Raw genomic sequence first — 25948 nt, 5'->3', positions numbered from 1 at the left:
TGAGGTCCGGCCGGGATTCGCTAAAAATCCGCCACATCTCGGCCTAAGCTGCTGATTTGAATGCAAAATCGATGGTCGGATCGAGCGGCGGAACGGGTCGCAGGAGGTCAAGCAGGTAGTCCCCGAGCCGGTTGATATGCTCCCGCCGGTACGGCGATAGCACCTTGAGCACCTCGGCGTCGACCGGATGCCCCTTCTGCTGCAGCTCTTTCAGTTTTCGCGACATCCACTGCACGTTGTACAGGATCACCATATTCGCGACGAGGTGGTTGTACTTGATTACCTTGCGCTGCTCGTGCCGGACGTTTTCCGCGATGACGCCTTCGCCGCCGAACATTAGCCATTGCGCGAAATCGTTAAACTGCTCGCTCTTGTTGGTCGCCGCGTGAATCGTGCGGCGCAGCTCCGGATCATTGAGATACTTCAGCAGGAACAGCGTGCGGATCACGCGCCCCAACTCCCGGAATGCGAAGTAGAGCTTGTTTTTCGTGCTCTCCGAGCCGAGGCGGCGCAGGATCGCCGAGGGTGTCATCCTGCCCGCCTTGATGGACACCGCCACGCGCATCATGTCGGGATAGTGCCGCTCGATCAGTTCCCAGTTTATCGCCCTGCGGCACAGGCTGTCGATGTGCGCATACTTGCGGCGTTTGTCCGCCTTGTACAGCACGAGATCCCTGATGTTGCGCATGCGCGGCATCAGATTGATGCTCAGCACGTATGAGAGGCCGAACACCGGACCGCTTTGTGCCTGCGTATCGCCATGAATCGTATCAGGCTTGATGTCAGCGCCATTCCGGATCAGCCCGTCGAGGATGTAGACGGCCTCGTGAACGCCACACGGAATGAAATGGCTGAACAGCGCGATGTACATGTCGGACACGTGGTAGTAGCCGATCCCGCCGTATCCACCATAGCGGACATGATACTCGGACAGCAGGTTCTGCTCGTACAGGCTCCATTTGGTGCCGTCGGCCGACGCGCGCTTGCCGCTGCCCCAGTATTTCGGTAACGCGAACTGGTTATACGCGTTGATCACCTTCACGTTCGCCTTGTCGAGCCGCTCCTCGGTGACGTGCTTCAGATTCAGCCAGGCGACCTGCTTGCGACTGAGACCCTTCACCGAGCGCGCCGTCTGGCTGGGACCGAGATTGCAGCCGTAGCAGAACAGCGTCGTGATGAAGCGCTTGCGCGGATCGTCAAGCTTCGCTTCAAACCCGGACAGCGGGCCGAACAGTTTATGCAGGTCGAGCCACTGCTCGGTTTCGGTGAGCAGATCCAGGATGCTGACCTGCGGCATTGATGCCGTGAGGGCCTGATCGATCAACGTGCGGTTCGGCGGCTCGGGCTCCTTGCCCGGCTTGTGAATGACGAGTTCCTGATTGACGAACTCGATGCTGTCGTTCGCCGGGAAGTTCGCATCGGTCTCATCGAGCGCCGCATTCAGCTTATCGCGCAGGTCTCTCGCGAATGCCTTGCCGTCCTTGGGCAAGCCCACAATCTCGCAGTAACGCGGCAGTTCACGCTGGAATTCCTCGTCGGAGACCTGATGCACGCGATAATCGTCGAAGCGGTCGCTGCCCTCCACGTAGAGGTCGCCGGAATTGAGTTCGCGCATGATCTGGCTGAAGACGGCCAGCTCGAAGAACCGGCGGTGCAGCATCCGGCTGTTCCGGCCATGCGGGAATACCGCACGCTCCCATTTTTCTGGAAGCCAGTCCAGCGGCAGGTTCGCGAGGTCGTTCTCCGTTAGCAGCAGGTATTCGCGGTGCGCGTTCCGGAATCCTTGCAGCCAGGCGAGCGCGACCAGCAGCGCGCGGTCCTGTGAACTCGATCGCAACGGCAGCACGTCCAGACACTGGAACAGCAGCGAGCGCTGGTTGCGGTACGGCACGAGCATGAACGGCAGGTCGAACTGGCCGGCATAGGCAATGTGCTCGTTGCACTGGGCGAGTGCTACGGCCGGGTCACCGAGCGTCTCGCGAATTTTCGGCAACCGGTTGCGCTCCAATACGTCTCCGTCCTGGAGGATGTGCAGGACGTCCCGGAACTGCCCGACCAGTCCCTCCAGCACGCCGGTGTGTTCGAGTTGATATTTTTGAAGCCGGACCTTCGCGTAGGTCTCGAACTTGCGCATGACCTTGATGAAGATCTCGGCGACGTCATCAAGTGCCTTCTGCAACTGCGCCTGGATGAACAGCACCGCGAGTGCATGTTGCTTCGCCGCCTTGAGCGAACGCAGTTCCGAAACTCCGAGCGCCCGTGCCTCGGTGACCAGCTGGGCTCCCTTGCTGACGGACAGGATCGCCGGCGGCGCCGGCAAGCCTTCCGCCAGTTTCCTGATCCCGTTGATATGTTTGAGGAAGCTGGCGATCGCCCGCGCGGCTGGTCGCTTCGGCTCCTGTTTCAGATCGTCCCAACCAGACTTGCCGGCCTTCACGACGAGAAGCGCGTCGATCCGTTCGATGAGTGTTGCATCGAGTGCGCCGGCGATGGCTGCATAGATCGCCTCGTTGAGATCGTTGCGCGCCTGCGTGGCGATGCGCTGCAGCGTCGCCAGCGGCGGCAGTTCGTACCGGCGCCGGATCAGTTCCTCGATCAGCACGTTGATGATGTCAGGCAGTTCGACCTTTGTCCGGGCTTCCGCCGACGCGAGTTCAGTAAGCGACGCCGCCTCACTCGCATCGAACGCCCGGATGTCGAGCCAACCGCGCAGCAGCTTCTGGTGACGGATGCGGGTACCAGACACGTCGTACCGCGCGATCGCCGCCCGGGACAACGTGTGGGCCCGCATCAACGTCCGGATGTGATCGATGATGACGGGCGGCACATCCGCGAGCATCGGAAAGTAACCGAGACGCTGCAGCAGCTTCAGCTGCACCATGATCAGGACGGCGGTGGCTTCCCGCCGGGATTGCCGACGCACAAAGCGGATTTCCGCGGCGCTCGGAGTGAATGCCGCTTTCAGCTCCGCCGCGCCCGGCTCAGCAGGCAGCACCGGATAGATGGTCTCGTGGACGGTGCTCATACCGGCGGCCGTCGCGTAAAAATCCGCTCGATCTGCCGGGTACGCTGGACTTCGTCGTCGTCCAGGTAGATCGAAGTGGTCGTGATCGACGCGTGACGCAGGTTGTCGCGCACGGTTGTCAGCGTCGCACCGTTGGCCAGTGCCTGTGTCGCGTGCGTATGGCGCAGCCAGTGTGGCGTCGCGCGGAGCAGCTTGTCGGCGAGTGCCGGCTGGTCGGCCTGAATGGCGTCGGCGGCGGTCCGGAAGAACCGGCGCAGCACCTCCCTCAGGCGCGGCGTGGTGATGCCGCGAGGTTCGTCGAGATGGCCGAGCAGCGGCGTATCCGGTGCCCAGCGTGCGGGGCTCACGGGCAGACCGCGCTGAACCAGATACTGGTCCAGGGCAAAGCGCGCGAGCGGCGGCAGCACCACCTTGCCGGCTTTCGCCCCCTTACCCGTGAGGTGAAGCCACCGCTCGCCGCGCGCGCCGGTTACGATGCCACCGAGTGTGACGCTGACCAACTCGCCCGCACGCAGGCCAGTCGCGTAACCGAAATCGAGCAGAAAGCGCAGACGCTGCGCGGCGGGAAGCGCCCAGCCGTGCGACCATTCGAGGCCATCGGCAATCGTCCGGATCAGCTCCCATTCGCCGGCCGTAAAGGCGCGCGAGATGTCCAGTTCGCCATTGCGCTGCGCGCCGCGCACCCTGAGGCCGGCGAACGGATTCGCGAGCACGTAACGCTGTTCGATCAGCCAACGAAACATTGCGCTCAGAACCGACAGCGCATAGGCGATGGAATCCGGCGACAGCGCACCCGTGAACGGACGCCATTCGGGCGATGATCGCGGTCGCGGCGGCGCGACCCAGCGGGCCCTTGGTGCGGGATGCCGCAGGAAGGCGCGATAGGCCGTCGCGTCCTCGCTGGTAAGGGACGACAGCGCCTTGCCGCGCTCGACGAGCGCCCACAGCAGCAGGCGCTCGGCTTCCCGGCGATAGGCGCGCTGCGTCTCAATCGCCTCGTGTCGTTCGAGCCAGGCGCTGATCGCCTGATAGTCATTATCGGCGCCGAGCACGCACATCCGCTTTGGCGCGCGGAAAGTGCCGCGCGAGCCGTCGACTTCATACGGCACTAGGATGTTTTCCCATGGCACCACGGGTTCCGGCGTCGCCACCACGATCAGCGCGCGGGCGCGCTCGGTGAGCGCCGGGTGAGCGGCAAAGAAGGTTTCAATATGACGTGCACTGCGCACGCCGAGTCCGGGAATCGTGCGCCACCAGCGCTGCCGACGAGGGATACGCACGGTCAGATCAGCCAGCGTCCGGATGCCATGCTGATGCAGCACGGGGACGACGCGAGGTCGCAGCCAGGCACCGATCGGATCGGTCACCTGCGGTTGCGGGACCTCAAGCGTCGGCAGGATGTCCAGCGCCACGGTCGCGGCCTTGCGGTGACGGGACCGTTCGCCCACCGCGCACTGGAACAGCCGGGCCGGATCAGCCCGATGCCGGCTGAGGGCGAAACCGGCGAGCTGCCGGCGAATCTGTCCGATCACGCCGCGCGCCGACTGGCCGCCTTCGAGCGCCTGCGGACAATAGCGTTCGACCGCTTCGCGCGAGCCAACGCCCGCGTACCACGCGCGCAGCGCGGACAGGGACGCGGTATCGGGAAAGGGTAGCGGCGGCGGAACGTTCGGCATCCAGAGATGATAGACAACGGAATGGCAGCGGTGTACCGGTTGGGTGTGACGCGTTTCCCAAAACTGGAATTTCATCCAGAAATGCGATCTTATCGATAATAAGAGTTAGCGATAGGGATGCATGATTAGGTGTCGCCATTTTTAAAAAAAGACCTTTGTTTAATCGCACACCCGCTCCATCGACAACCGAGCAGTTTTATCCAATATTTTGGTAAATAATCCTAACAAAATCGCCTTGCATCGACATCCTCGTCTTAATGCGACACAATCAGTTTCGACTACACGCGGGAATGCCGGGCATCCAGGTTGACACCTCGTTGCCCGGCTTGCGCCTGAGGCCTGTACGCAGCGCCTTGGCGAGATGCGTGAACTATCCGTTTCCGTCACCGCAGACAACGGTCCGGAGTCGCAGGCGACGCGCTGGATGCACGGGCCTGGGGGCGGCGTAGCGCTATCATTCATTCGTCTTGGCGAGCCCGTGCTGAACGCCTACATCGAAAGTTTCAACGGGCGCTTCCGTAACGAGTGTCTGAGCGCGCGCTGGTGTCAGGTGTTCACTCCCGATCCTCAGATATCGGTGGAACGTTTTCTTCCGTGGAATCAGTGCTCGCCGTGGGCGATTCAGGCAAATATTCTGTCGAAGAGAAATGTTCGACCGCTCTTGACCTGCTCGAGTTGAACAGTAGGCGGGTCACGTCCGGCCGGGCATAGTGGCCGGTGGGATCGGCGACGGACTTAGCGACGGAAATCAAGCCGAGATCGATATCCGCGAAAACGAGCCCCTCGTCGCTCTCGGCTAATTTCTGGCTCAAGAGCATGCCATTAGGTCCATAGATGACAGTGTGCCCACCGCCCGCTCGAATAAGCTCACGCTTGTCGGGCGTGTCGCATAACGTCTCGATCATTGCAGGCGAAACGACTGCGCAAGGTGCGACAACAAAACACGAGCCTTCAACCGCATAGATCTGACTTGCAGCGTTATTGACCTCAGGACCTAGCGAGTATGCGAATTCGTACATGGAAAAACTTGGCCATGCGCCGACATGAACCTGCTCGTTTTGCGAGTACATTGCGTACTTGGTCAGTGGCTGAATATGTTCCCAGCAACATAGCGCGCCAAGCCTGCCGAGTTCGAGATCATGCACTGCAAGGTCACTTCCGTCGCCCTCGCCGAAAACGGTCCTTTCGACATGGGTCGGCTTCAGCTTGCGCCGCTTCGCGATGGTCTCGCCATCGGGTCCAATCAGCCATTGCGCTATATAAAGACTACCGCCGCTTCGTTCTGACAGGCCTAGCACAACAGTAATGCCGCTCTTTCTGGCTGCATCGCGTATCCGCTCCGCTTCCGCGCTATCGTAAGCGAGGGAGTTATCGAAATAACGCTGCACAAATCCCTTGCCAATAGCCCATGCCGGCGTGCTGAGCCAGATGTACCACGGGTATCCGGGCAGCCAGGTTTCGGGGAAAGCGATCAGTCTCGCTCCAGCGGCCGCCGCTTCGTGAATGTAGGCGATCGTCTTGTCGATCGTGGCATCGAGGTCCAGGTAGACGGGGGCGGCTTGTACTGCGGCTACTTTGTATGTCGGATGCTTTAGTGCCATTACCAACCTCATAAAAAGAAAAGGATCTCTGCGGACAAGCTCCAAGAGGGGGCTTGTGCAAGTCAAGCGGCGACTGCCAAGGCTAAAATAGCTTTGCTAACCGAAGATTGATCCGCAAGTTCTCTTTGAATCCCTGCGATGCGGAAATGTCTCGACCCAATTCGCCCTGAATCTGCCAGCTCTTGCCGACGAATTGCGTGAGCGAAATGCGCGTATATAACTCGTGCTGCATATCGAATTGCAACTGGCCCGCAAGGGAATCCCTGCCTCCGAGCACGTATCCGAACCCGCCACCGACTGTCGTGGTCGGCGTCACGTTGTAGCGCAGATACTCCTGGAACTCGTATCGTGGCCGCTTGCTGCTCGATTGCCCGAGCGAGTCCGCCTGATTATTGTCGCTACTGAAAGCGACATCCGCGATGTTGTCCCAGGCCCAGTTACCAGCGAAGTGCTTGATGTACGCCAGTTGGAGAAGCAATTGCCAGCGGTTTGCACCGAGGTTAAGGGACTTGTTCTGGTTGTAGGTCCCCGTCGGAAAATACACATAAGGACCGAGCGACAACACATCGTGTGCCTGGTTAATGACGACTTTCACCGGAGCGCCCAGGATAAGATCGCCGACGCCTGAATTGCTTCCAAGGAAACTTGCGTCGCCGCCAGCGGCCAGATGACCGAACGGCAGGATTGCCTGCGGCTCGATAACTGCGTTGGGTGCCAGCGCGAACGCGTGAATGTAGCGAAGAATGCCGATCTCCGAGTGGAATCGGAAATTGCTTGAGACCTTGTTGCCGCTCGCGTAAAAATCCGTGCTTTGAGCATACTGACCGTAGAGCAGGAGTGCGTTGCTATTCGGTGGCAACGGTTCGTAGTCTCCGGGTGCAGTCTCCAATGCCATTGCCTCCCCATAACTAAGCATGACTAAGGCTGCGGTAATAATCTTGAGCATTGAACACAATGTTGTATCTTTGCGATTCATGATTTATTCGGTATCTAAATAGTGTGGTGGAATGAACAAGATATTCTTGGATCGACCTGCGGGTTATACGCCGCGCATCACCCCGGTTTTAGGATGGCAGTTGACGTACTCGAAGTCCTGCTGGCCGTTGTCGAGTACAGTTACCTCGTGGTACAAGCGCAACTTCAGTTGAAAGTTCAACTCCTGCACGATCCTCATGAATGTGCCGAAAATAGCCAGATGCGTCGGATGCGATTCCGACCATCGCTCCATGTCCGCCAGCGAATGCCAGTAGCTCAGCCCAAAGCTTTTTTCAAGCAATTGCCCGGAAGTGTCGATATGGCGCATATAACGGTTCGCGTAGCAGCCAATCGATTGGCCTTCATCTCGTAGAAAATCCATCCCCGCGCGCAGGATCGGCTCCATCTCCCCGAGATACAGATCCCGCTCTTTCCCCTCCGTCTCGGTCCACTCCTGCCCCGAGCGAATCACCGCGAGGTTTTGATGTCCGCAAATTCTGGCGCGACGGCCAGGCCCCGGTGCGAAACCGTGCACCGAGAGCGCGCCGGACGGCTCGATAGAATCGATTTGCGCGATCGGCAGACGGTCTCGCATCGAGCCCCAGTACCCGTGCTCCTGGATCTCCGCACTGGTCCCGCCCATTAATGCGCCGACGCCTTCCTTTCTGTCCGCCGTGCTGAACAGGGTTTCGAAGCGTTCGGTTCCCGGTGACAGGATTTCGCGAAAATAACCAAGGCCGTCGCCAAGCCTGGCTTCATCGCTCCACCACGAGTCGATCGCTGGAGACGCTTGCCAGCGCGCAAAGCTTGGCTGATTATCCCAGTAGGCAATCGCAATCAAGTTGTCATACCCGGCTTCATCGACATAGTGCGCAAGGTCGTGACGACCGGGTCCGTTCGCCAGGGAGAATCCCCTGACAATATGCTGCAGCGCAGCGCGCGCTTCAACGAGCGCCTCGGGCCCGTTTGACTGGACGCCAAAATAGCCCATGACGACATCTTTTACCAAAGTATCGGCCCGGGCTACCCAGGCGGGAAACGGCGGGACAAAATCGTCGTCAATACGACGTTCCCGCGAGCGCGGACAGGTCAAATGCCTGGGAATTGCTGATTCCATGTTTTCCTCTCAAGGTGCGTGGCGGCTCGAGCGGATGTAGCAAGCCGAGTCGCAGATATACGAAACGTTGCCGTTGCGAAGCGACCCATAGACCCTCGCTTGGCCCATTCTCATCGACGCCCCGATGATAAAGAGGGCAAAATTGACCGCATTGCCTCAGAGACACCCGGTTTTTGTTCCAGACTCACCTGTCGCCGTTGCGGCTATCGGCGTTATTTTTGTCGTTTTACAAATAGGTCTGGTCAGCAAGCGGGAGTAATCATGGACAAGTTCTTAACGACCAACGCCGTGCCGCGCGATCAGCGGCTCGAATACTGGACCGATCTGATTTGCGACTCCTACGTCAATCTGAGTTGCTCGCGAACCGGCAACGGCGAGTTCGACGGATCGATCCGAACGCGCGAAATTGCGAGTCTGAATCTGTCTGTAGTCGCGTCGAACACACAAAGTGTCCTGCGAACGCAGAGGCACATCGCCAGGGAGTCCAACGATTTCTTCCTCGTCAGCATCCAGAGTCTTGGCGTGGGCGTAGTTCGGCAAGACGGCCGCGAAGCGTTGCTGTCGCCGGGTGACTTCGCGTTGTACGACAGCACGCGCCCTTACGAACTGTACTTTCCGGACGACTTCGAACAAATCGTGCTGAAACTGCCGGGAATGCAACTCCGCCACGCGTTACGCGAGACGGAAAGGCTGACGGCAACGGCCGTCTCCGGGCGGGAAGGAGCGGGTCACCTGCTAATCAACATGATCAAGACGCTTTGGGAGGATTCCAAGTCGCTTCAGCCGACGTCTGCGCTCGCCGTGGCAAACGGTGTTGTCAGCGTGTTAGTCGCAGGGCTGCAGACCGTATCGCCACTCGACCCGCCGCCATTAAGGAGCCTAGCCAACTATCATCTGGCTCGCATCAAGGCCCTGATAGACACGGATTTGGGCGATCCGCAACTGTCCGTTAGCAGCATTGCGGCGAAGCTGACATTGTCGACCACGCATATTCATCGACTATTTCAAAACGAGTCTTTGCGGCCCAGTCAATATATCTGGCTAAGGCGCCTTGAGGCCTGCAGCCGCGACTTGCTTGATGCAAGCTTCGCCGCCAAGTCAATTGGAGAAATTGGGTACCTTCGAGGATTTAGCGACGCAGCTCATTTCAGCAGAGCGTTCCGCGAACATTTCGGCTGCTCGCCGCGCGACTGGCGGCAACGCGGTGCGCAAAGCGTAATCGACGCCGGCAATGGTGGACCATAGAAAGCTGTGAAATCGGAATACGGGGTCTACCGTGTTTAAGGCGCGACAGGCCGCGTGCGATTGCAATGACGAGATTACCCGGCGAAGCAAGCAACCTCTTTCTTGCTCCGGCCTTAAAGCCGCAATGATGGTCTCCAGTCCAGAATTGACGTCGCGACGTAGCGCACTCGCGGGAGGCGGGGGTGATGACCATCGCATTACAAACCTTTTCGTACTAAGGGCACCCCGGTCGACGCTGACGTGCTCAACGCTGTCTCCATACCGCCGCGTGTATATCAACCGGCTCGGCGATTAGCTGCTAGGTTTGCAATGTCTTGTTTTAGAGCTCGATCCGAGCGTAGATCTTCATTTTAAATCAGGGATTTAAGCCGAGATGCGGCGGATTATTTACGAATCCCGGACATGCCTCTCTCACGTGTCGAGCTTCAAATGGCCATATGACGACAGCGCTATTCTCAAACATCTTCTTCGCTACTGTCGTCTGGAATAACTTTGTGGCTGTATGCGTAGCGGACGAGCGCCGCATCGGTCTGTAGTCCAAGTTTTTCGAGAACGTGCGCCTTGTGCGTACCGATAGTTTTTTTACTCACGCCAAGGGCATGTGCTATTGCATCAAGCGATTCTCCGGAAGCAATACGCACGAGTACATCAAGCTCCCGGCCCGACAAACCGGGGTGGGGAGATGCATCGACCCTATTGTCGAGGCTACATGCCAATTGATCCGCAAATGCGAGACTGACATAAATACCACCACGCGCAATTTTTCGAACTGCGGCAATCAGATCCGCAGCCGGGCTAAATTTGCTAACGAACCCCGATGCGCCGCTCTTGAACGCTCGGACAGCCCATTCCTTCTCCGAGCGCCTCGTCAGAACGAGTACACGAAGCGAAGGACAATCCTTCCGAATTAACTCGATGAGTTCAACGCCGCTCACGCCGGGCATTATGAGACCAAGCGTCAGCACATCCGCGTCAGTCGAGTGCACCAGCGCGAGAGTGCTGTCACGATCGAAAGCTTCGCCCACGACCATGAATTCATCAGTCGCCTCAAGCGTGCCTCTCACTCCCGAGCGTATCACTGAGTGCGCATCGGAGATCGCCACTTTGATCATACGGAACGTCTCCGGAATTCACCGTGCGTACTGAAAGACAGTGAACCCTTTTTCAAATACTAGCAAGAATACATTATGCTTGATGTGCTCGACTTGCCTGCTACCGGCCGCTATGTAGTGGTCTAATGAATCCGGACACTGATTTAGGCGAGAATGGTCGCCATGAAGAGGTGTCTGATGAGCAAGCAACGACGTACGTTTTCCCCAGAGTTCAAACAACAAGCCGCCTGTCTGGTGCTCGACCAGGGCTATAGCCATATGGAAGCAAGCCGCTCGGTCGGCGTCGGCGAGACGGTGCTCCGCCGCTGGGTGCAGCAACTTCAGATGGAACGCCAGAGTGTCACGCCGCAGGGCAAGGCAATCACGCCGGATCAACAGCGTATTCAGGAACTCGAGGCGCGTATCGAACGCCTCGAGCGTGAGAAGGCCATTTTAAAAAAGGCTACCGCGCTCTTGATGTCGGAAGGCATCGAACGTACGAAGTAATTGATCAGATTGGCGCAAGCGAATCGGTCGAGCTGATCTGCGCGGTATTCGACGTGTCGCGGTCCTGCCTGTATGCACACCGAGGGCGAGTCCGACGCGTTGATGCCGAGCGCATGGCACTGCGTAGCCGGGTACACGAGCTGTTCATCGAGAGTCGAAGCTCTGCTGGCAGTCGCAGCATCATGGGCATGATGCGCGAGGAAGGTACGGCGATTGGCCGCTTCAAGGTCAGCCGCTTGATGGAAGAACTCGGGTTGATCTGCAAGCAGCCGGGCCGCCATGCCTACAAGCAGGCCACGGTCGAGCGGATCGATATCCCGAACCATCTCAATCGCGAATTCGAGGTTGGTACGCCGAATCAGGTGTGGTGTGGTGACATCACGTATGTCTGGGCGCAGGGACGTTGGCATTATCTGGCCGTAGTACTCGACCTGTTCACGCGTCGGGTTGTTGGCTGGGCGTTCTCGACACGCCCTGATGCCGATCTGGTCGTGCAGGCGTTGGAGATGGCCTATGAGCAACGTGGTCGACCGCAAGGCTTGCTGTTTCACTCGGATCAAGGCGGCCAATATGCAAGCCGGAAATTCCGTCAGCGCCTCTGGCGCTATCGGATACAGCAGAGCATGAGCCGTCGAGGAAATTGTTGGGATAACTCCCCGATGGAGAGGCTGTTCCGCAGCTTCAAGACCGAATGGCTACCGTCAGTGGGCTACATGTCGGCGCAGGAGGCACACCGGGACATCAGCCACTACCTGATGCACCGGTACAACTGGATACGGCCGCATCAGTTCAATGACGGACTGGCGCCGGCGGTTGCGGAAGAAAAACTTAACGCAGTGTCCGGGATTAGTTGACCACTACACTATCCAGACGTGGCCATGTCATGTCCGCGCCACATGGTTAGCTGCCGCTCACTATCGGCTACAGCTGGCCGGATGGCGAACTTCGAGCAGTCCGGGCCGGGCCGCCGGCAAACTCGGCCAGTCAAAGCAATTTTTCCCGGTCACATGAGCACGCAACCCACATCAGCAGCTGCAACCGCCACGCCAATGGTGCAGCAGTACCTGCGTCTTAGCTGACAAGGGTCGGCACGCAAAGCTACACCAAGACCTATCCCACCCTTTGGGGATCGGCCGTTACCCACTTCTGCCGTTCATAGAACGCAGGCCAACGGCTGTGGAGTGGCCCTCGCGAAAACCAGCATGGGGTAACGCTTAAATTATGAGTTAGTCTTCTGCCTATGTTTGAGCCCGGTCACAACGTAGAACCCGTCGAAGTTCTGACCCAGCCGGAGCAGCGCCGGCGACGCTCTGTCGAAGAGAAGCTCTCGATTGCGCGCTCACCATTGCTGCCGGGGGACGACCGTTGAAGACGTTCTGCGAAGTCCTGGGTGTGTCGCGCTCGAGTCTTGCGGTCGAATCGAAGCGCACGCCTGAATGGGGCGACCGGCGCAAGACGCTCGTCCTGGATGACATGCCGCTCGTCGTAGAACCGCGCGAACTGGTTGCGGGAGGGGGACGAGTTTCGATGAGTGGCAGTGGATACGGATAGGTAGCGGTCTCGAAGATGGTAGTCGTCATATTTGACATAAGCTAAATTATCGATAAATAGGGGTGTAGTGGCTAGATTGAAATGTCCGCTTTTGGCTACATAGAAATGTCCGCTTTCGGGCCGCGTAAGCTGACCGGTCGCCGGGTATCCGGCGCCGGAGGCTGCGATGGCTGCAACGGAGCGGATCACGATGACGATGCGAGAGCTGGACCGATTCAAGGTCATTCAGGACGTAGCCGACGGCAAGCTCAAACCATGGCGTGCAGCGGAACGGCTGGAATTGACGAGCCGGCAGGTCCGCCGACTGGTCGCCCGGTTACGTGAGCACGGCCCGGTGGGATTGGTGTCGGGACACCGGTCGAAGCCCGGCAACCGCCGCCTGGATCCAGGAGCCGCTGACCGGGCGCTGTCGATCATCCGTGATCGCTACGCCGATTTCGGGCCGACGCTGGCCTGCGAGAAGCTCTGGGAGTGTCACGGCATTCGGCTGGCCAAGGAGACGGTCAGGAAGCTAATGACGGAGGCTGGGTTATGGATTCCGCGTCGGCAACGACCGCCGAAGGTCTATCAGCCGCGTGCGCGCCGGGCGTGCCTCGGTGAATTGATTCAGATCGACGGCAGCGATCATCGGTGGTTCGAGGAACGGGCGCCGGCCTGCACGCTGCTGGTGTATGTGGACGACGCAACGAGCCGGCTGATGATGCTGCACTTCACGCAGACCGAATCGACGTTCAGCTACTTCGAGGCAACACGGGCATACATCGAACGGCACGGCAAACCTGGGGCGTTCTACAGCGACAAGGCCAGCGTATTCCGCAACGTGAAGCCAGGAAAGACCGGTAACCGTGTGACGCCGTTCGGCCGCGCGATGTACGAGCTGAACATCGACACGTTCTGCGCGAACAGCAGCTCGGCCAAGGGGCGCGTCGAGCGCGCGCATCTGACGTTGCAGGACCGCTTGGTCAAGGAGATGCGATTGCGCGGAATTAACACGGTGGCCGACGCCAACGCATACGCGCCCTCCTTCATGGCCGCCTACAACACACGCTTCGCGAAGCCGCCGAAGAGCGACTTCAATGCACACCGGCCGCTGCGGCCCGACGAGAGTCTGGACGTGGTGCTGACATGGCGTGAGCCGCGGAAAGTGACGAAGTCGCTGACGGTACAGTATGACCGGGTGATGTACTTACTGGACGACACGCCGGAGAACAGGAAGCTGATCGACCGGCAGATCGAGGTGTGGGAGTACCCGGATGGACGGATCGAGCTCCGTGCTGACGATCGCGTGCTGCGCTGCCGGCAGTACGATCGTTTGGCTGAAATCGATCAGGGTGCCGTCGTCGAGCACAAGCGTTTGAGCCATGTGTTGCAGGTCGCGCAAGCGCTTCAGGCGCAACGCGATAACCGCCGAATCGGTAAAGCGCCGTCTCGAACGCATCGTGGCGACTCGACGCGGACTAACCGAAACGAGGCCGAGCCGGGTAAGAAGAAGCAACGCAAGATCACACAGGCCGACGTCGAGCATGTGATCGTCGATCTGGCGCAACGTCGTCAAACCGCCAAGCCAGCGGACAAACCTGGCCGTCGGTCTGCAAAAGCTGAGGAAGCGAGCGTAAGCGCCCTGCCCGTTCAGGCGCCGACCTTCGACACTGCGTAACGGTTAAAGCGAAGAAAGAGACGCAGCAAAACCAACCTTAAAACCGGACATTTTTAAATAGCTGGCAGGTGGACATCTGAATCCGGGTATGACAAGGGGTCTGAGCGAATATTTTTGATCTCGCACCGGCCACGCATGTCGGTTTCCGGTTGCACCGAGACAATTCGCGTTCGGGCGCGACCGTTTTTCCGCGGCTGGAGTTTGTGCAGCAGCCCATTGCACAATTACCGTGGTCGCTCGACAACCTGACAACACCCCGCAGCCGCCTTGGCGGAAGAATCGTTCAAGCACGGAGGGGCCCGCGGAGTGTTGACCATGTAGATATCGCATGCGGGCAACGGAATTGACGTACGGCAACGAGCCGCCGCGGTGACGCAAGCCTGTGTCGCCGAGGGCGATCCAATGACTCGCGCACCCGAAGGTTGATCGATGGTCCGGTCTTGACAATTTCGAACTGCCACCGTCACTGCGTCCCCTGCCCATGGACTGTGGACAAAAATTGCGCAGTTATGATATGGCCCCAGTAACTACACCCAATGTGTTGACAAAGTATTGACAGAACAAGCAAAGGGCGGGACAATCCGTCCATTGTCCATGGACCGTGGACGCATATCATGTGCGACTGATGAAAAGTCAAGACATCCTGTTGCTACTCAAACTCGTGTCACTGGAGCGGCAAGCGGATGCCGCGGACAAACCCACCAACACGCTACCCCAACGCGACCGAGTCACCAAACTCGTTACATTTGGCGTGCTTGATGAGGATCTTGGCAACGCGTTTCCGGAGCGGCTCAACCTCGAATTCGATCCATACAGCGTACGCGGCTTGTCCAGCGCCACCGGCATCAGCAAATCCGAAGTGAGTAACGCACTTGGGCGCTGCTATTCCAACGGCCTTGCTAAGCCGCAACGGCATGGGGGCGGTCCAGCCGTCAATCGGCGTGGCCTTGAGGAATTCCTCTCGTACGGTATCAGGTTCGTATTTCCCGCTCAGATGCAGAGTCTCACGCGCGGCATTCCGACAGGACTCACAGCCCCCATTTTTGATGGCATCCTCCGCAGCGCCGGGGAACACGGCCCGGTTTGGCCGGATCCGCACGGCGAAACGCTCGGACTCGCCGTGGAGCCGCTTTACAAGACCGTCACAACTGCGACGCGTAACGACGAAACGCTGTATAAGTTGCTGGCCATCGTCGATTCGATCCGACTGGGCCAACCTCGCGAGCGCAAACTCGCGATCACCCAACTCCATGGGCTCTTGAATTTCTGAAATGGCGACCCTCGACGACTACAAAGCAATGATTCGGGCGGTTGCCAATGCGATCGGCTCGGAACTCTGCCAGGAAATAGCATTTGTGGGCGGATGCACGACGGCCCTGTTGCTGACCGATCTCTATACTAAGCAACAGGTCAGGCATACCGATGACGTTGACCTGATCGTGCGTGTCATGAGCTATGCCCACTGGGAGAAGTTGAAAGAGCAACTCCGCAAAAAGGGCTTTCGGGAACAACCGGAAGAAGACGCACCGATCTGCGCCATGTTCTTGGCAGGCCTGCGTGTCGATTTCATGCCTGATGATGAAGCGATTCTGAACTTTAGCAACGCATGGTACCGGGACGCGCTTGCCAACGCAGAACGCCACGATATCGGCGAAGGCGTCACGGTCAGGATTGTGCGCCCCGAACACTTCGTCGCTACCAAACTTGCAGCCTATCTCTCACGCGGCAACAACGATCCGCTGGAAAGCCACGACGTAGAAGATATATTGACGTTGCTTGACGGGCGCCCCGAAATTGCCAACGAGATATTGGCCGCGGACGCCGAAATGCGTACATACATCGGCACGCAACTCGCTGCGCTGCAGGAGCACCGAGACTTCGCATATGCAATCGAGGCGGCAAGTAACGGAGACGCTGCGCGGGAAGAAGTGATTAGCCAGCGCGTCCAGGTCCTCGTCTCCTTTGCGAAGCTCACATGAACGACCAAATTCCTGCTACCTGGCAGTGGTACAGCACACAAGGAGCGACATGCGCCGAAAATCGGGATGCCTGCGGCATCTTCGAATCCGAAACCTACACGTTCTCTATCGTCATGGATGCCGCACCTCGCGGTGAACGTGGCGTCCAGTTCAATGCATGCTGGATCGCCCAGGTGCTCGATCGTATGAGTCCCGACCTGCCGTCGACAGCGTCCGTCCTTTCGGCACTTCACGAGGCTCAACAGCATCTTCGTACCGAGCACTACTTCGCCGAGAAGGCATCGTATATCGCCCTTCTGCTTCCACGCGATGCGCAAGAGGCATATGCCTTTTGCTGCGGTGATTGCACACTTGGCATCCGATCACAAGATGGGAGCATCGAGTGGTTGACCCGCCCGCATACACTGATCAATGCATTGGAAGAACTCGGTATGGAAGCTGATGCGTCGAAGCGTCACATGGTCACACGCACGCTGAATGCCAGGCGATTCCACGCGCCTGAAGTCCAAGTGATATCCGCGCATGCTTCTGGATCGTGGGTGCTCGCGACAGACGGCTATCGCTACTGCGAAACAGACGGTGCCAACAATCCGAAGGACGATTGTAGTTTCCTGCTTATAGGTGGCTGTTTAGATGCGGACCCGGCGACCATTCCTGCCAACCTGATTGTTCGGTCATCGAACCCTTCAGCGACCTGCGTAGCCGTGTGCTGAAAGTCGGTGGCCCGGCCATGGCTGGCGACCTGGAAAGTGTTCGCGAAAACGCCGCGGCAACAGCGAACACGCCTGAGCGCCCCCTGCGAACGCCGGAGAATCCGCAGGCCTTTCCGATTCCTTACGCCGACTCGATGATCCTGGTCGGGTTCATCTTCGATCTGAAACGAGAATTGTAAGCGCCCGGGGAAGGCATCTTGATCGAGGGTTCGGCGGAGGCGAGGATCGTGTCCATCTAAATTTTAAATGGACAGATGTACACGATGGATGAGGCCAATGTGGAACAAGACGCGGTGCAGCCGACACGGCGTCGGAGGCACAGCAAGGAGTTCAAGGAGCAGGTGATCCGCGCGGCGATGCAGCCGAATGTGTCGATTGCAGCGGTGGCGCTGCACTACCGCCTGAACGCCAACATGTTGCGCAGTTGGGTGGCCGCGCAAGAAGAGCGAGACGCGGCGGACGCTGCCCGGAAGTCGCTGAATGCAATGGAGGCAGAATTTGTCCCGCTGCAACTGGAAGCGCCGGGTGCGGCGGCAGCTCCGACCGAGATTCAGATCGAGGTGCGCCGGGGCGCGGCGACCGTGACGGTGCGCTGGCCGCTATGTGCCGCAGCCGATTGCGCGGCATGGTTGCAGGGGTGGCTGCGGTGATCCGCATCGAGGCGATCTGGCTGGCGACCGAGCCCATCGATATGCGCGCCGGCGTCGATACGATCCTTGCCCGTGTGGTGAAGGTGTTCGGCGCGGCACGTCCGCACCACGCTTACCTGTTCGCCAACCGACATTCGACTCGCCTGAAGGTACTGGTGTACGACGGGTTCGGTATCTGGCTGGCCGCGCGTCGCCTGAACAAGGGGCGGTTCATCTGGACGAACGGGGAGCAGGCGATCGCCACCGCGCTGAATCCTGAGCAGTTGCGTGCGCTGGTGACCGGGCTCCCCTGGCAGACGCTTACCCAAGATCACGCGATCACGGTCATGTAATACCCCCAAGGCCGTAAACTGGTTTGCTTCTGCGGCGGGTTGGGTTCTGGCAGACTGGCCGCATGAACCGACCCGCCGACCTCGACGCCCTGAGCCCCGACGAACTGCGCACGCTGGCTGCCCAGTTGATGGCGCAGATCGGCGAGAGGGACCGGGAACTGCACTACCGCCAGACGCGCATTGACCAGCTCACCCACGAGATCGCCGCGCTCAAGCGCCTGCAATTCGGCAAGCGCAGCGAGCAGTTCACCCCCGAGCAGATGAGCCTGCTCGACGAGGCCATTGACGCCGACCTGGCCGCACTCGAAATCGAGTTGGAGCAGTTGCAGCCGACGCCTGCGGACAAGCAACGGCAGCAGCCCAAGCGTGCGCCGTTGCCGTCACACTTGCCGCGCACCGACATCCATCACGAACCCGACGACATCACGTGCTCCTGCGGCTGCCAGCGCGCGCGTATCGGCGAAGACATCAGCGAGAAGCTGGACTATACGCCGGGGGTGTTCACGGTCGAGCGACACATCCGTGGCAAATGGGCCTGCAAGGCGCGCGAGGCGCTGATTCAGGCGCCTGTTCCGCACCATATGATCGACAAGGGGATTCCCACCACCGGATTGCTCGCACAGGTGCTGGTCGCCAAGTACGGCGACCACTTGCCGCTGTACCGTCAGGAACGCATCTTTGAGCGCGCCGGCCTGGCAATTGCGCAATCGACGCTGGGTGAATGGGTCGGCGTGTGCGGCGTGCGGTTGCAGCCACTGGTCGATGCGCTTCGCGAAGCGCTGCTCCAACAGGACGTGCTGCACGCCGACGAAACGCCAGTGCAGATGCTGGTTCCCGGCAAAGGAAAGACGCAACGCGCGTACGTCTGGGCGTACTCCACGACGCAGTTCGCCGACATACGCGCGGTGGTCTATGACTTCGCCGACAGTCGTGCCGGCGAACATGCTCGCACGTTCCTCGGCAGGTGGCGTGGCAAGCTGGTGTGCGACGACTACAGCGCCTACAAAGCCGGGTTCGAACTGGGCATCACCGAAATCGGATGCATGGCGCATGCGAGACGGAAGTTCTTCGACCTGCACGCGAACCACAAGAGCCAGATTGCCGAGCAGGCGCTGAAGTACTTCTGCATGCTCTACGACGTCGAGCGCGACGTCGCGGAGCTGAAGCCCGAGCACAGACGTGAGGTTCGCCAGGAGCGCGCTCGGCTGATCGCCGATGCGTTACATGTATGGATGGCTGGCCAGCGCAAACTGGTTTCCGAGGGCTCGGCGATCGCCAAGGCGCTCGACTACAGCCTCAAGCGCTGGGAGGCGCTCACGCGTTATCTGACCGATGGGCACGTGCCCATCGACAACAATTGGCTGGAAAACCAGATTCGCCCGTGGGCGACAGGGCGAGCGAATTGGTTGTTCGCCGGTTCATTGCGCGCCGGGAGGCGGGCCGCCGCGATCATGAGCCTGATCCGGTCGGCGCAACTCAACGGCCATGATCCGTACATCTACCTGAAAGACGTGCTCACCCGACTGCCTACTCATCGCGCCGACGACATCTCGCAATTACTGCCGCATCATTGGGTATCCGTCACAGGTTAAGGACCAGTGCCGGCAACCCACTCGCAGACGAGGACTACCGGCGCACCTCAAGGACCTTAAGACCGAGGGAGTCGGCCAGCGCTGTCGCCTCCTCCGGTGTCTCGCAGCAATCAATCCAGAATGCGGTACCGGCCACGGCGATTGCGTAGGGCGGAACATCGCTGCCGCATTCGTTCTGCCTGTAGATCACCACTTCGGCACTCGCCTCGAGGAAGTCGGTCATCTCGGTACGACATTCCGGAAAAACCTTTGCAACGTGGTTAGCTTGGGCAACTGAAAGACGCATGGGGAAATAACTCACTGGGAACGGACGACACGAGAGACGAACTCAGGGACACCTATACGCTATCACATCGCGTCAGTCGGGCAAGCTGAGGAGACGCCACGAAATACCGGCTGTCCAGATGTGTTCCCCGGGTGCTTACCGAGAATTCCGGTAACTGGTCGTGTCACCCGTAAGCACTCGATCAGCACCGTAGCGTAGGTCGTCGACGACGGGGAGTCGCGATGCTATCGGATGGGCTCGACGTGAGCAGTAGACGGCAGCGACAGAGCCACGTTCCACGGCAGCAGTTCGTCGATGCGGTTGATCGGATGGTCAGCAATGCGCTCGAGCACGTAGGCGAGATACGCCTCGGGATCGAGGCCGTTCAGGCGTGCCGTGCCGATCAGGCTATACATCGCGGCGGCACGTTCGCCACCGGAGTCGGCGCCGGCGAACAAGTAATTCCGTCTGCCGAGGGCGACGCCGCGCAGTGCTCGCTCGGCGATCAGGTTGTCGATTTCCGCACGCCCGTCGCTGCAGTAGTAGATGAGCGCCGGCCAGCGATTCAGAGCGTACTGAATCGCCTTGGTCGTGTCGGATTTTGCAGAGAGCGTGGCGAGCGTTGCTTCGAACCAGCGTTTCATGTCGTCGAGCAGCGGTACCGCTCGCGCCTGGCGCACACTGTGCCGCTCATCAGGTGGTTTGCCACGGATCTGCTCCTCGATCTTGTAGAGCGCGCCGATCCGGTGCAGCGCTTCCTCCGTTACCGCATTGGGACGGACGGCATGTAGATCATGGATCTTTCGGCGAGCGTGGGCCATGCAGGCAGCTTCCTGGATGGTGCCGCCGCGATACAGCTCGGCATAGCCGGCAAACGCATCGGCCTGCAGCACGCCGGCGAAGTCTGCAAGATGCTGCTGGGGATGCTCGCCCCGTCGATCGGGCGTGTAGGCGAACCAGACCGCCGCCGGCTCTTCGGAGGCACTCGGCCGGTCATCACGCACGTAGACCCACAGACGTCCTGTCTTTGTGCGACCGTTGCCGGGCGCCAGCACTGGCAACGGCGTGTCGTCAGCATGAACCTTGCCGCCGGCCAGCGCGTAGCGGCGCACGGTGTCGACCAGCGGGGCGAGCAACGCTGTGATGCTTCCCATCCAATACCCCATCGCACCCGGATCGATCTCGACGCCGTCGCGCGCGTACATGACTGCCTGGCGATGCAGCGGGATGTGGTACGCGAACTTCGACACGGCGATGTGCGCGAGCAGCGCTGGGCCCGGGATGCCACGATCGATCGGTCGACTCGGTGCCGCGGCCTGCACGATGCGATCGCAGCATGCGCAGGCCAACTTCGGACGGCGGTGGCGAATCACGCGGAAGTGCGCCCGGACGTATTCGAGCTGTTCCGCGACGTCTTCGCCCAGCGGTTTGAGTTGCCCGCCGCAATCGGGGCAGTCATCGTCGGCGGGCAGATGGATGCGCTCTTCGCGCTCAAGGTGATCGGGCAACGGCTTGCGGCCCACACCTTCGCGACTCGGCCGTTTCACTGCAGCAGCCGTGGCCATATCGGCCGAGCCTTCATCGGCCTGCAGGTCTTCCAGCCGCAATTCAAGCTGTTCGATCTGGCGATCCAGCTTCTCCGATTTCCGGCCGAACTGCATCCGGCGCAGCTTGGCGATCATCAGCTTCAGATGTTCGATCTCGATCGCGCGCGACGAGAGCTGCTCGCGCAAATTGGCGACCATCGCCTTCAGCGCGTCAATGTCGTCGGGGAGATCGGCGGGAGCAGCAGACATGCAGTGAGCTTACACGACGCCACCATCAAGCTCTCCACGCGTAATGAACGTTTACAACGCGCTTCTCGGGCGAGCTGCATCGATCGGCTGCCGCCAATCGAAACCTTCGAGCAAGAGCGCGAGCTGAGCGGTCGTGAGCGCGACAACACCGGCATCGGCGCGCGGCCACGCGAAACGTCCTTTCTCGAGGCGCTTCGAGAGCAGGCACAGGCCACCGTCGCACCACCACAAGCACTTCAGCAAGTCGCCGCGCTTACCCCGGAACACGAACACGTGCCCGCTGTAGGGATCCTTCTCCAGCACGGTTTGGACCTTCGCGGCCAACGAGTTGAAGCCGGAACGCATGTCCGTGACGCCCGCTGCGATCCAGATTCGCGTGTTCGGCGGGATCACTTTAGACAGTCTCGTAAATACTGCTCGGCGAACTCCTGCGACACACCGCGGATACGAATACGTCGTTTGCCGACCTCGATCTCGATTTCACAGCCCGGCGGCATCGCCGGGCTCGCCGACCTATCCAGCGTTTGCGCCAGCGCGTGGTTTGGGATGTCTTTCGCTGGCAGATCGACCACCTCAACAGGCAGCAGCGCGACGTTTGGTATCGACGCTGCACGTTGCGCATCTAGCAAGCTTCTTCGCCACTGCGCGACCATATTGGCGTTCAAGCCATGCGCACGGGCCACCTCGGCAATCGAGCGATTCGGATCGTTCGCTTCGGCAGCAACCGCTTCCCAAAACTCCTTCGTGTAGTTCCTCGATCCCGGTTGTCTTCCATGCACCACTGGCTTCATCAATCTGATTCCCATTACATTTGATGGGAATCAGATTGCCTGTGCCGCGCCCTCATGAACAGACGGTACGTGTCGAGTGCTTACTGTCACCCGTGGAAATGCCCTGGTTGAAAAACGCGTAACAGGTGGTCAGAACGGCAGCCGGCGGGAGCGTTACACCGGTTCTGGAGCCGGGGTCCGAATATCCAGCACCCGCTTTCGGATACGCATGCCTCGAGTTGGACGTGCGCGTCGGACTGAATCGAGCTGCGCCGCTATTAAAGCAGGGGCAGCTGGCGTGGATCTCGAGTGGATACTGAGACGCGGTCGACATCTTTCCCGACACGTTCCATCCACGCGATCACAGGGACGTGCGCCCCATCAACGATTAAGTCGAAGGCAAACGCTTCGAACCCCTCCCGTACAAAATGCGTCAGAGGCCACCACGCCGGCGTCCAACCTCTCGCGCGTGTGCGCGCCAGCAATTGACATTTGGTCAGGCCCGGTACGCACTCACGGACGAAACGAGTGCAGGCGTCGGGCACCGACTCGGGAGGGAACGTAGGCGGTAACGCAACGGCCGACAGTCGCAAGGTGTCTGTCATCTGTCATCCACGGTTCTCTACAGCAACGACAACTGAGCCGGTTCGCTTGTGCGAACTGCTTTATCGCTTTCCGTCACCGCCAGGCTATACCGATTCGCGGACTGCGTTTTCCCGTCGTCCGGTCGATACTTCCGCGCCCACTCGACACCAAGCACGTCGGATGAGAACACAACGCCAGGCGCAATATGAACAAGCTCGCTCATCTGCGGATTCCCTAGGCAGGCTGAACGTCAAAGTGCGCGGCGGCGTACCGCGCGCTGCAGTTCCACACTTCGACGCCGTCACGGGTGAAGGTAGCCCATCCATCCTTGACGGTCATCTCAGCGTACGGAAATACCTCGCCGTGTCCCATCGCCTTGGCAGCCAAGACCGTCCGTTCACGGCACATCGCCTGATAAACTCCATCATGCAGCGTTGACGGCATCGAGCTCAACCGTCAACCCCACTCACTGCTCGATCAAAAACCGGTCGCGGTTCTTCGCGTTTGCAATCCAGTGAGGAGCCTTGCCACGCCCACTCCAGGTCGCACCCGTTTTCGGATCGCGATACTTCGGCGCGACCGGCGTACGCGTGCCCGACGCAGGCGCGCGCCGTCGTCCGAAAAGTTGCTCTGCCGTGATGCCATACTCAGCGATCTGTTCACGAATCGTTGTGATGATGCTTTCCAGCTCGGCAATCCGCGCTGCTTCCGCTTGCTGCGCCAGCGCTTCTGCTTGAGCTTTCAGTTCGAGATAGGTAGCCATGTACGTGAAGGAACTCCGATTTAGAAGATTGCCAGTGGTCGAGACGGCTTGGAGTGTAGGTGCAGGTCCGCCGTCCACGACCGACACATTATATTCCTGCGATTGGGGAAAACGACCGCTTCAACGGGGTGCACGTCGATCGTGGCGAGGACCCGGTGATCAGCGCCGATTCGAGATGGACTCCCCTCTCGAAGAGGCACTCAATTCGGATTCCAAACCATACTTTACATAAATAAAATTAGCGTCGGGAGCGATGTAGTAGCTTTTTGCTTGCCGTAGCCATCAACAGAAGCGACATTTGCGCGAGGACACGCCGCACGATTTCTAGTGCCACCCCGTGGTCGCTTCAATGGTCAGGAGCCCGACGACGTCAGAAATCCGCTGACTCCAACACGCATCGGCCGGCAGGAGCACGTTGCGGCAGCTTCTCCCGTGCTATAACCTCGATCATCGCTCGGTTCGCTTCGAACGCTGCGACGAGATTGGGGCCGGAGGCAGAACTCGCCCCGAAATGGTCTTGAGGTGCTTCGACAGCAATCTCACAAATCACGTCGAAGCCGTTGAGTTGAGCCGGAAAGGCGACCGTTGTGTTGATCGTGTAAACACCAGGTCTGCGGGGAAAGTGAATTGCCATCATCTACTCCTCGGACTTCCTACACGCCGCGCGGTGAGAGGTGGCCTCGCAAATTCGGACAGACGGGTAAGCCAGTATGACTTTCCGTGAGGCGGGGGCTGGCCTGGCGTGGCGAATTCAACGCGGGTTAGCATTGCTGCCAGAGCCGCACGGTGTGGGCAGGGCCACACCCGGCGATTTCCACCACGGAGGCCAGCATGAAGGACGATAGCACGGTGTACGTTGGGTTGGATGTGCATAAGGAATCGATTACGGTCGCATATGCGATCGACGCAGTCGAGGTCGAATCGCTTGGCAAGATCGGCACAACCCAAACGGAGATCGATCGACTATGCAAGCGGCTGCAATCAAAGGCTTCGCACGTGCGTGTGGTTTATGAGGCGGGTCCGTGCGGCTACGGGCTGCATCGGCAACTGACGCAGCGCGGCTTCGAGAGCATGGTCTGTGCGCCATCGCTTATTCCGAGGAAACCTGGCGAGCGCGTCAAGACGGACCGGCGCGACGCCGCGAAGCTCGTTCGTTCTCTTCGTGCAGGCGACCTGACTGCCGTGTATGTGCCGGGTGTCGAAGACGAAGCCTTTCGGGATCTAGCGCGGGCGTGGGCAGCCGTCAAGGAGGATTTGCGGCAAGCCCGGCAGCGACTGAAGTCGTTTCTGCTCGCTCATGGCGTGGGCTATACGGGGCGCGCGAACTGGGGTGAATCGCACCGACGCTGGCTCTCCGAGTACTCGTTCGCTAATGCATGGCAACAACTGGCATTTGAAGAGCATCGGCGCACGATCGAGGATCGGCTGGTGCAGTGTGGACGACTGGAGGCGGCATTGCGCGATGCCGTCGTCAACTGGCGCTTTTATCCTGTGGTGCTGGCTCTGCAGGCGATGCGCGGCGTGCAGTTTGTTACGGCTGTCGGCATGGTTTCAGAATTGGGAGACCTGTCGCGCTTCACGCACCCACGTCAGCTCATGGCGTGGCTTGGTGTGACGCCCTCGGAGCATTCGTCGGGCGGCAAGCGGCGTCAGGGCAGCATCACCAAGACTGGCAACAGCTATGCCCGCAAGCTACTTGTTGAGGCAGCCTGGAGCTATCGGCACGTGGCACGCATTGCGCCGGAGATTCAGCGGCGACACGAAGGGCTCCCCAAAGCGATTATCGATCGGGCGTGGGATGCGCAGTTGCGACTGTGCCGGCGATATCGCAAGCTCGTGGCCCGCGGCAAGAATGCCAACATTGCGGTCGTTGCCGTTGCGCGCGAATTGGCCGGTTTTATCTGGGACATCGCCCGACTCGCGATGGCGCTTGCATTGCCGCGTAGCGTGCAGTCCACATGAGACCGGCGACACGTTGATATGGATAAGCGATGAACTGATCGTGCAGGGAGTTTCCTGAAGGCGGCGTAGCCCGGTATTCGAGCAATCCGCGTTTCC

Annotated in this window: 24 protein-coding genes and 1 pseudogene; 12 read left to right on the top strand and 13 right to left on the bottom strand. The window is 59.7% G+C overall.

The genetic code is table 11. From position 1 onward, the window contains the following. Positions 1-43: 43 nt before the first annotated feature. Positions 44-3025, bottom strand: coding sequence for a Tn3 family transposase (locus DM992_RS39550; protein WP_111021714.1), 2982 nt, complete (start codon positions 3023-3025; stop codon positions 44-46). Then, positions 3022-4701, bottom strand: coding sequence for a phage integrase family protein (locus DM992_RS39545; protein WP_111021713.1), 1680 nt, complete (start codon positions 4699-4701; stop codon positions 3022-3024). Before DM992_RS39545 ends, DM992_RS39550 begins: the two co-directional genes overlap by 4 nt. A gap of 442 nt (positions 4702-5143) precedes the next feature. Here DM992_RS39545 and DM992_RS43290 point away from each other — a divergent pair. Beyond that, positions 5144-5236, top strand: a pseudogene (locus tag DM992_RS43290) (integrase core domain-containing protein); the annotation flags it as partial. A gap of 19 nt (positions 5237-5255) precedes the next feature. On the opposite strand, the gene DM992_RS39535 reads toward DM992_RS43290, so the two are convergent. From DM992_RS39535 to DM992_RS39525, 3 genes are all read right to left on the bottom strand, one after another. Further along, on the bottom strand, positions 5256-6302 hold the full coding sequence (locus tag DM992_RS39535; RefSeq protein ID WP_111021711.1) for a carbon-nitrogen hydrolase family protein: 1047 nt from the start codon (positions 6300-6302) through the stop codon (positions 5256-5258). A gap of 82 nt (positions 6303-6384) precedes the next feature. Then, a complete protein-coding gene (locus tag DM992_RS39530; protein WP_239511576.1) occupies positions 6385-7278 on the bottom strand; it encodes a transporter in 894 nt (297 codons plus the stop codon). A 63-nt stretch (positions 7279-7341) separates the two neighbouring features. Further along, a complete protein-coding gene (locus tag DM992_RS39525) occupies positions 7342-8394 on the bottom strand; it encodes a phenylacetaldoxime dehydratase family protein (protein ID WP_111021709.1) in 1053 nt (350 codons plus the stop codon). A 261-nt stretch (positions 8395-8655) separates the two neighbouring features. On the opposite strand from DM992_RS39525, the gene DM992_RS39520 reads away from it, so the two are divergent. After that, positions 8656-9639, top strand: a complete 984-nt coding sequence (locus DM992_RS39520; protein ID WP_111021708.1) for a helix-turn-helix domain-containing protein — start codon at positions 8656-8658, stop codon at positions 9637-9639. Positions 9640-10094: 455 nt separating this feature from the next. Here DM992_RS39520 and DM992_RS39515 read toward each other — a convergent pair whose 3' ends face one another. Continuing rightward, on the bottom strand, positions 10095-10751 hold the full coding sequence (locus tag DM992_RS39515; RefSeq protein ID WP_111021707.1) for a response regulator transcription factor: 657 nt from the start codon (positions 10749-10751) through the stop codon (positions 10095-10097). Positions 10752-10928: 177 nt separating this feature from the next. Here DM992_RS39515 and DM992_RS39510 point away from each other — a divergent pair. The 9 genes from DM992_RS39510 (at position 10929) to DM992_RS39475 (ending at position 19711) form a co-directional block, all read left to right on the top strand. Beyond that, positions 10929-12091, top strand: a protein-coding gene (locus DM992_RS39510; RefSeq protein ID WP_111021971.1) for an IS3 family transposase whose coding sequence is annotated in 2 segments (ribosomal slippage) — positions 10929-11184 and positions 11184-12091 — 1164 coding nt in all. Because the reading frame shifts where the segments join, the coding sequence is not laid out codon by codon here. An 863-nt stretch (positions 12092-12954) separates the two neighbouring features. Continuing rightward, entirely contained in the window at positions 12955-14445 is a 1491-nt protein-coding gene (locus DM992_RS39505; RefSeq protein ID WP_111016989.1) for an ISNCY family transposase, read from the top strand. A 625-nt stretch (positions 14446-15070) separates the two neighbouring features. Next, the gene (locus tag DM992_RS39500; protein WP_111021706.1) at positions 15071-15715 is read left to right on the top strand and encodes a hypothetical protein; all 645 of its coding nucleotides are present in this window, start codon (positions 15071-15073) and stop codon (positions 15713-15715) included. A 1-nt stretch (position 15716) separates the two neighbouring features. Continuing rightward, entirely contained in the window at positions 15717-16424 is a 708-nt protein-coding gene (locus DM992_RS39495) for a hypothetical protein (protein WP_111021705.1), read from the top strand. Then, the gene (locus tag DM992_RS42135; RefSeq protein ID WP_162631867.1) at positions 16421-17137 is read left to right on the top strand and encodes a hypothetical protein; all 717 of its coding nucleotides are present in this window, start codon (positions 16421-16423) and stop codon (positions 17135-17137) included. The genes DM992_RS39495 and DM992_RS42135 overlap by 4 nt, the downstream gene beginning before the upstream one ends. Continuing rightward, a complete protein-coding gene (locus tag DM992_RS43620; protein WP_111021704.1) occupies positions 17050-17316 on the top strand; it encodes a helicase in 267 nt (88 codons plus the stop codon). Before DM992_RS42135 ends, DM992_RS43620 begins: the two co-directional genes overlap by 88 nt. Before the next feature lie 75 nt (positions 17317-17391). Next, on the top strand, positions 17392-17787 hold the full coding sequence (locus DM992_RS39485) for a transposase (protein ID WP_069263237.1): 396 nt from the start codon (positions 17392-17394) through the stop codon (positions 17785-17787). After that, entirely contained in the window at positions 17784-18119 is a 336-nt protein-coding gene (gene tnpB / locus DM992_RS39480) for an IS66 family insertion sequence element accessory protein TnpB (RefSeq protein WP_162631866.1), read from the top strand. The genes DM992_RS39485 and tnpB (DM992_RS39480) overlap by 4 nt, the downstream gene beginning before the upstream one ends. Positions 18120-18181: 62 nt before the next feature. Then, positions 18182-19711: an IS66 family transposase gene (locus tag DM992_RS39475; RefSeq protein ID WP_111021703.1), complete on the top strand. Its 1530-nt coding sequence runs from the start codon at positions 18182-18184 to the stop codon at positions 19709-19711. A gap of 34 nt (positions 19712-19745) precedes the next feature. On the opposite strand, the gene DM992_RS39470 is transcribed toward DM992_RS39475, so the two are convergent. The 7 genes from DM992_RS39470 to DM992_RS39430 form a co-directional block, all read right to left on the bottom strand. After that, positions 19746-19934, bottom strand: coding sequence for a hypothetical protein (locus DM992_RS39470; RefSeq protein ID WP_226189440.1), 189 nt, complete (start codon positions 19932-19934; stop codon positions 19746-19748). Positions 19935-20221: 287 nt separating this feature from the next. Beyond that, the gene (locus tag DM992_RS39465; protein ID WP_111021702.1) at positions 20222-21772 is read right to left on the bottom strand and encodes an IS66 family transposase; all 1551 of its coding nucleotides are present in this window, start codon (positions 21770-21772) and stop codon (positions 20222-20224) included. Positions 21773-21823: 51 nt separating this feature from the next. Beyond that, positions 21824-22117: an IS66 family insertion sequence element accessory protein TnpB gene (gene tnpB / locus DM992_RS39460; RefSeq protein WP_051889781.1), complete on the bottom strand. Its 294-nt coding sequence runs from the start codon at positions 22115-22117 to the stop codon at positions 21824-21826. A 44-nt stretch (positions 22118-22161) separates the two neighbouring features. Further along, positions 22162-22563 carry a transposase gene (locus tag DM992_RS39455; protein ID WP_162631865.1) on the bottom strand — a complete coding sequence of 134 codons (402 nt, stop codon included), beginning with the start codon at positions 22561-22563 and terminating at the stop codon, positions 22162-22164. Between the two features lie 798 nt (positions 22564-23361). Beyond that, complete coding sequence (locus DM992_RS43280) at positions 23362-23571, bottom strand: hypothetical protein (RefSeq protein ID WP_111021698.1); 210 nt, start codon at positions 23569-23571, stop codon at positions 23362-23364. Positions 23572-23593: 22 nt separating this feature from the next. After that, positions 23594-23890, bottom strand: a complete 297-nt coding sequence (locus DM992_RS39435; protein WP_111021697.1) for an H-NS histone family protein — start codon at positions 23888-23890, stop codon at positions 23594-23596. Between the two features lie 370 nt (positions 23891-24260). Further along, a complete protein-coding gene (locus DM992_RS39430; RefSeq protein ID WP_111021696.1) occupies positions 24261-24527 on the bottom strand; it encodes a DUF1488 domain-containing protein in 267 nt (88 codons plus the stop codon). 194 nt (positions 24528-24721) lie between these two features. Between DM992_RS39430 and DM992_RS39425 the strand changes: the two genes are divergently transcribed. Next, positions 24722-25852: an IS110 family transposase gene (locus tag DM992_RS39425; protein ID WP_111021690.1), complete on the top strand. Its 1131-nt coding sequence runs from the start codon at positions 24722-24724 to the stop codon at positions 25850-25852. The last annotated feature ends 96 nt before the right edge of the window (positions 25853-25948 follow it).

Origin of the sequence: Burkholderia sp. JP2-270, from assembly GCF_003233675.1 — a bacterium.
Classification (GTDB): Bacteria; Pseudomonadota; Gammaproteobacteria; order Burkholderiales; family Burkholderiaceae; genus Burkholderia; species Burkholderia pyrrocinia_C.
This window is presented reverse-complemented; position numbering and strand designations above follow the sequence as displayed.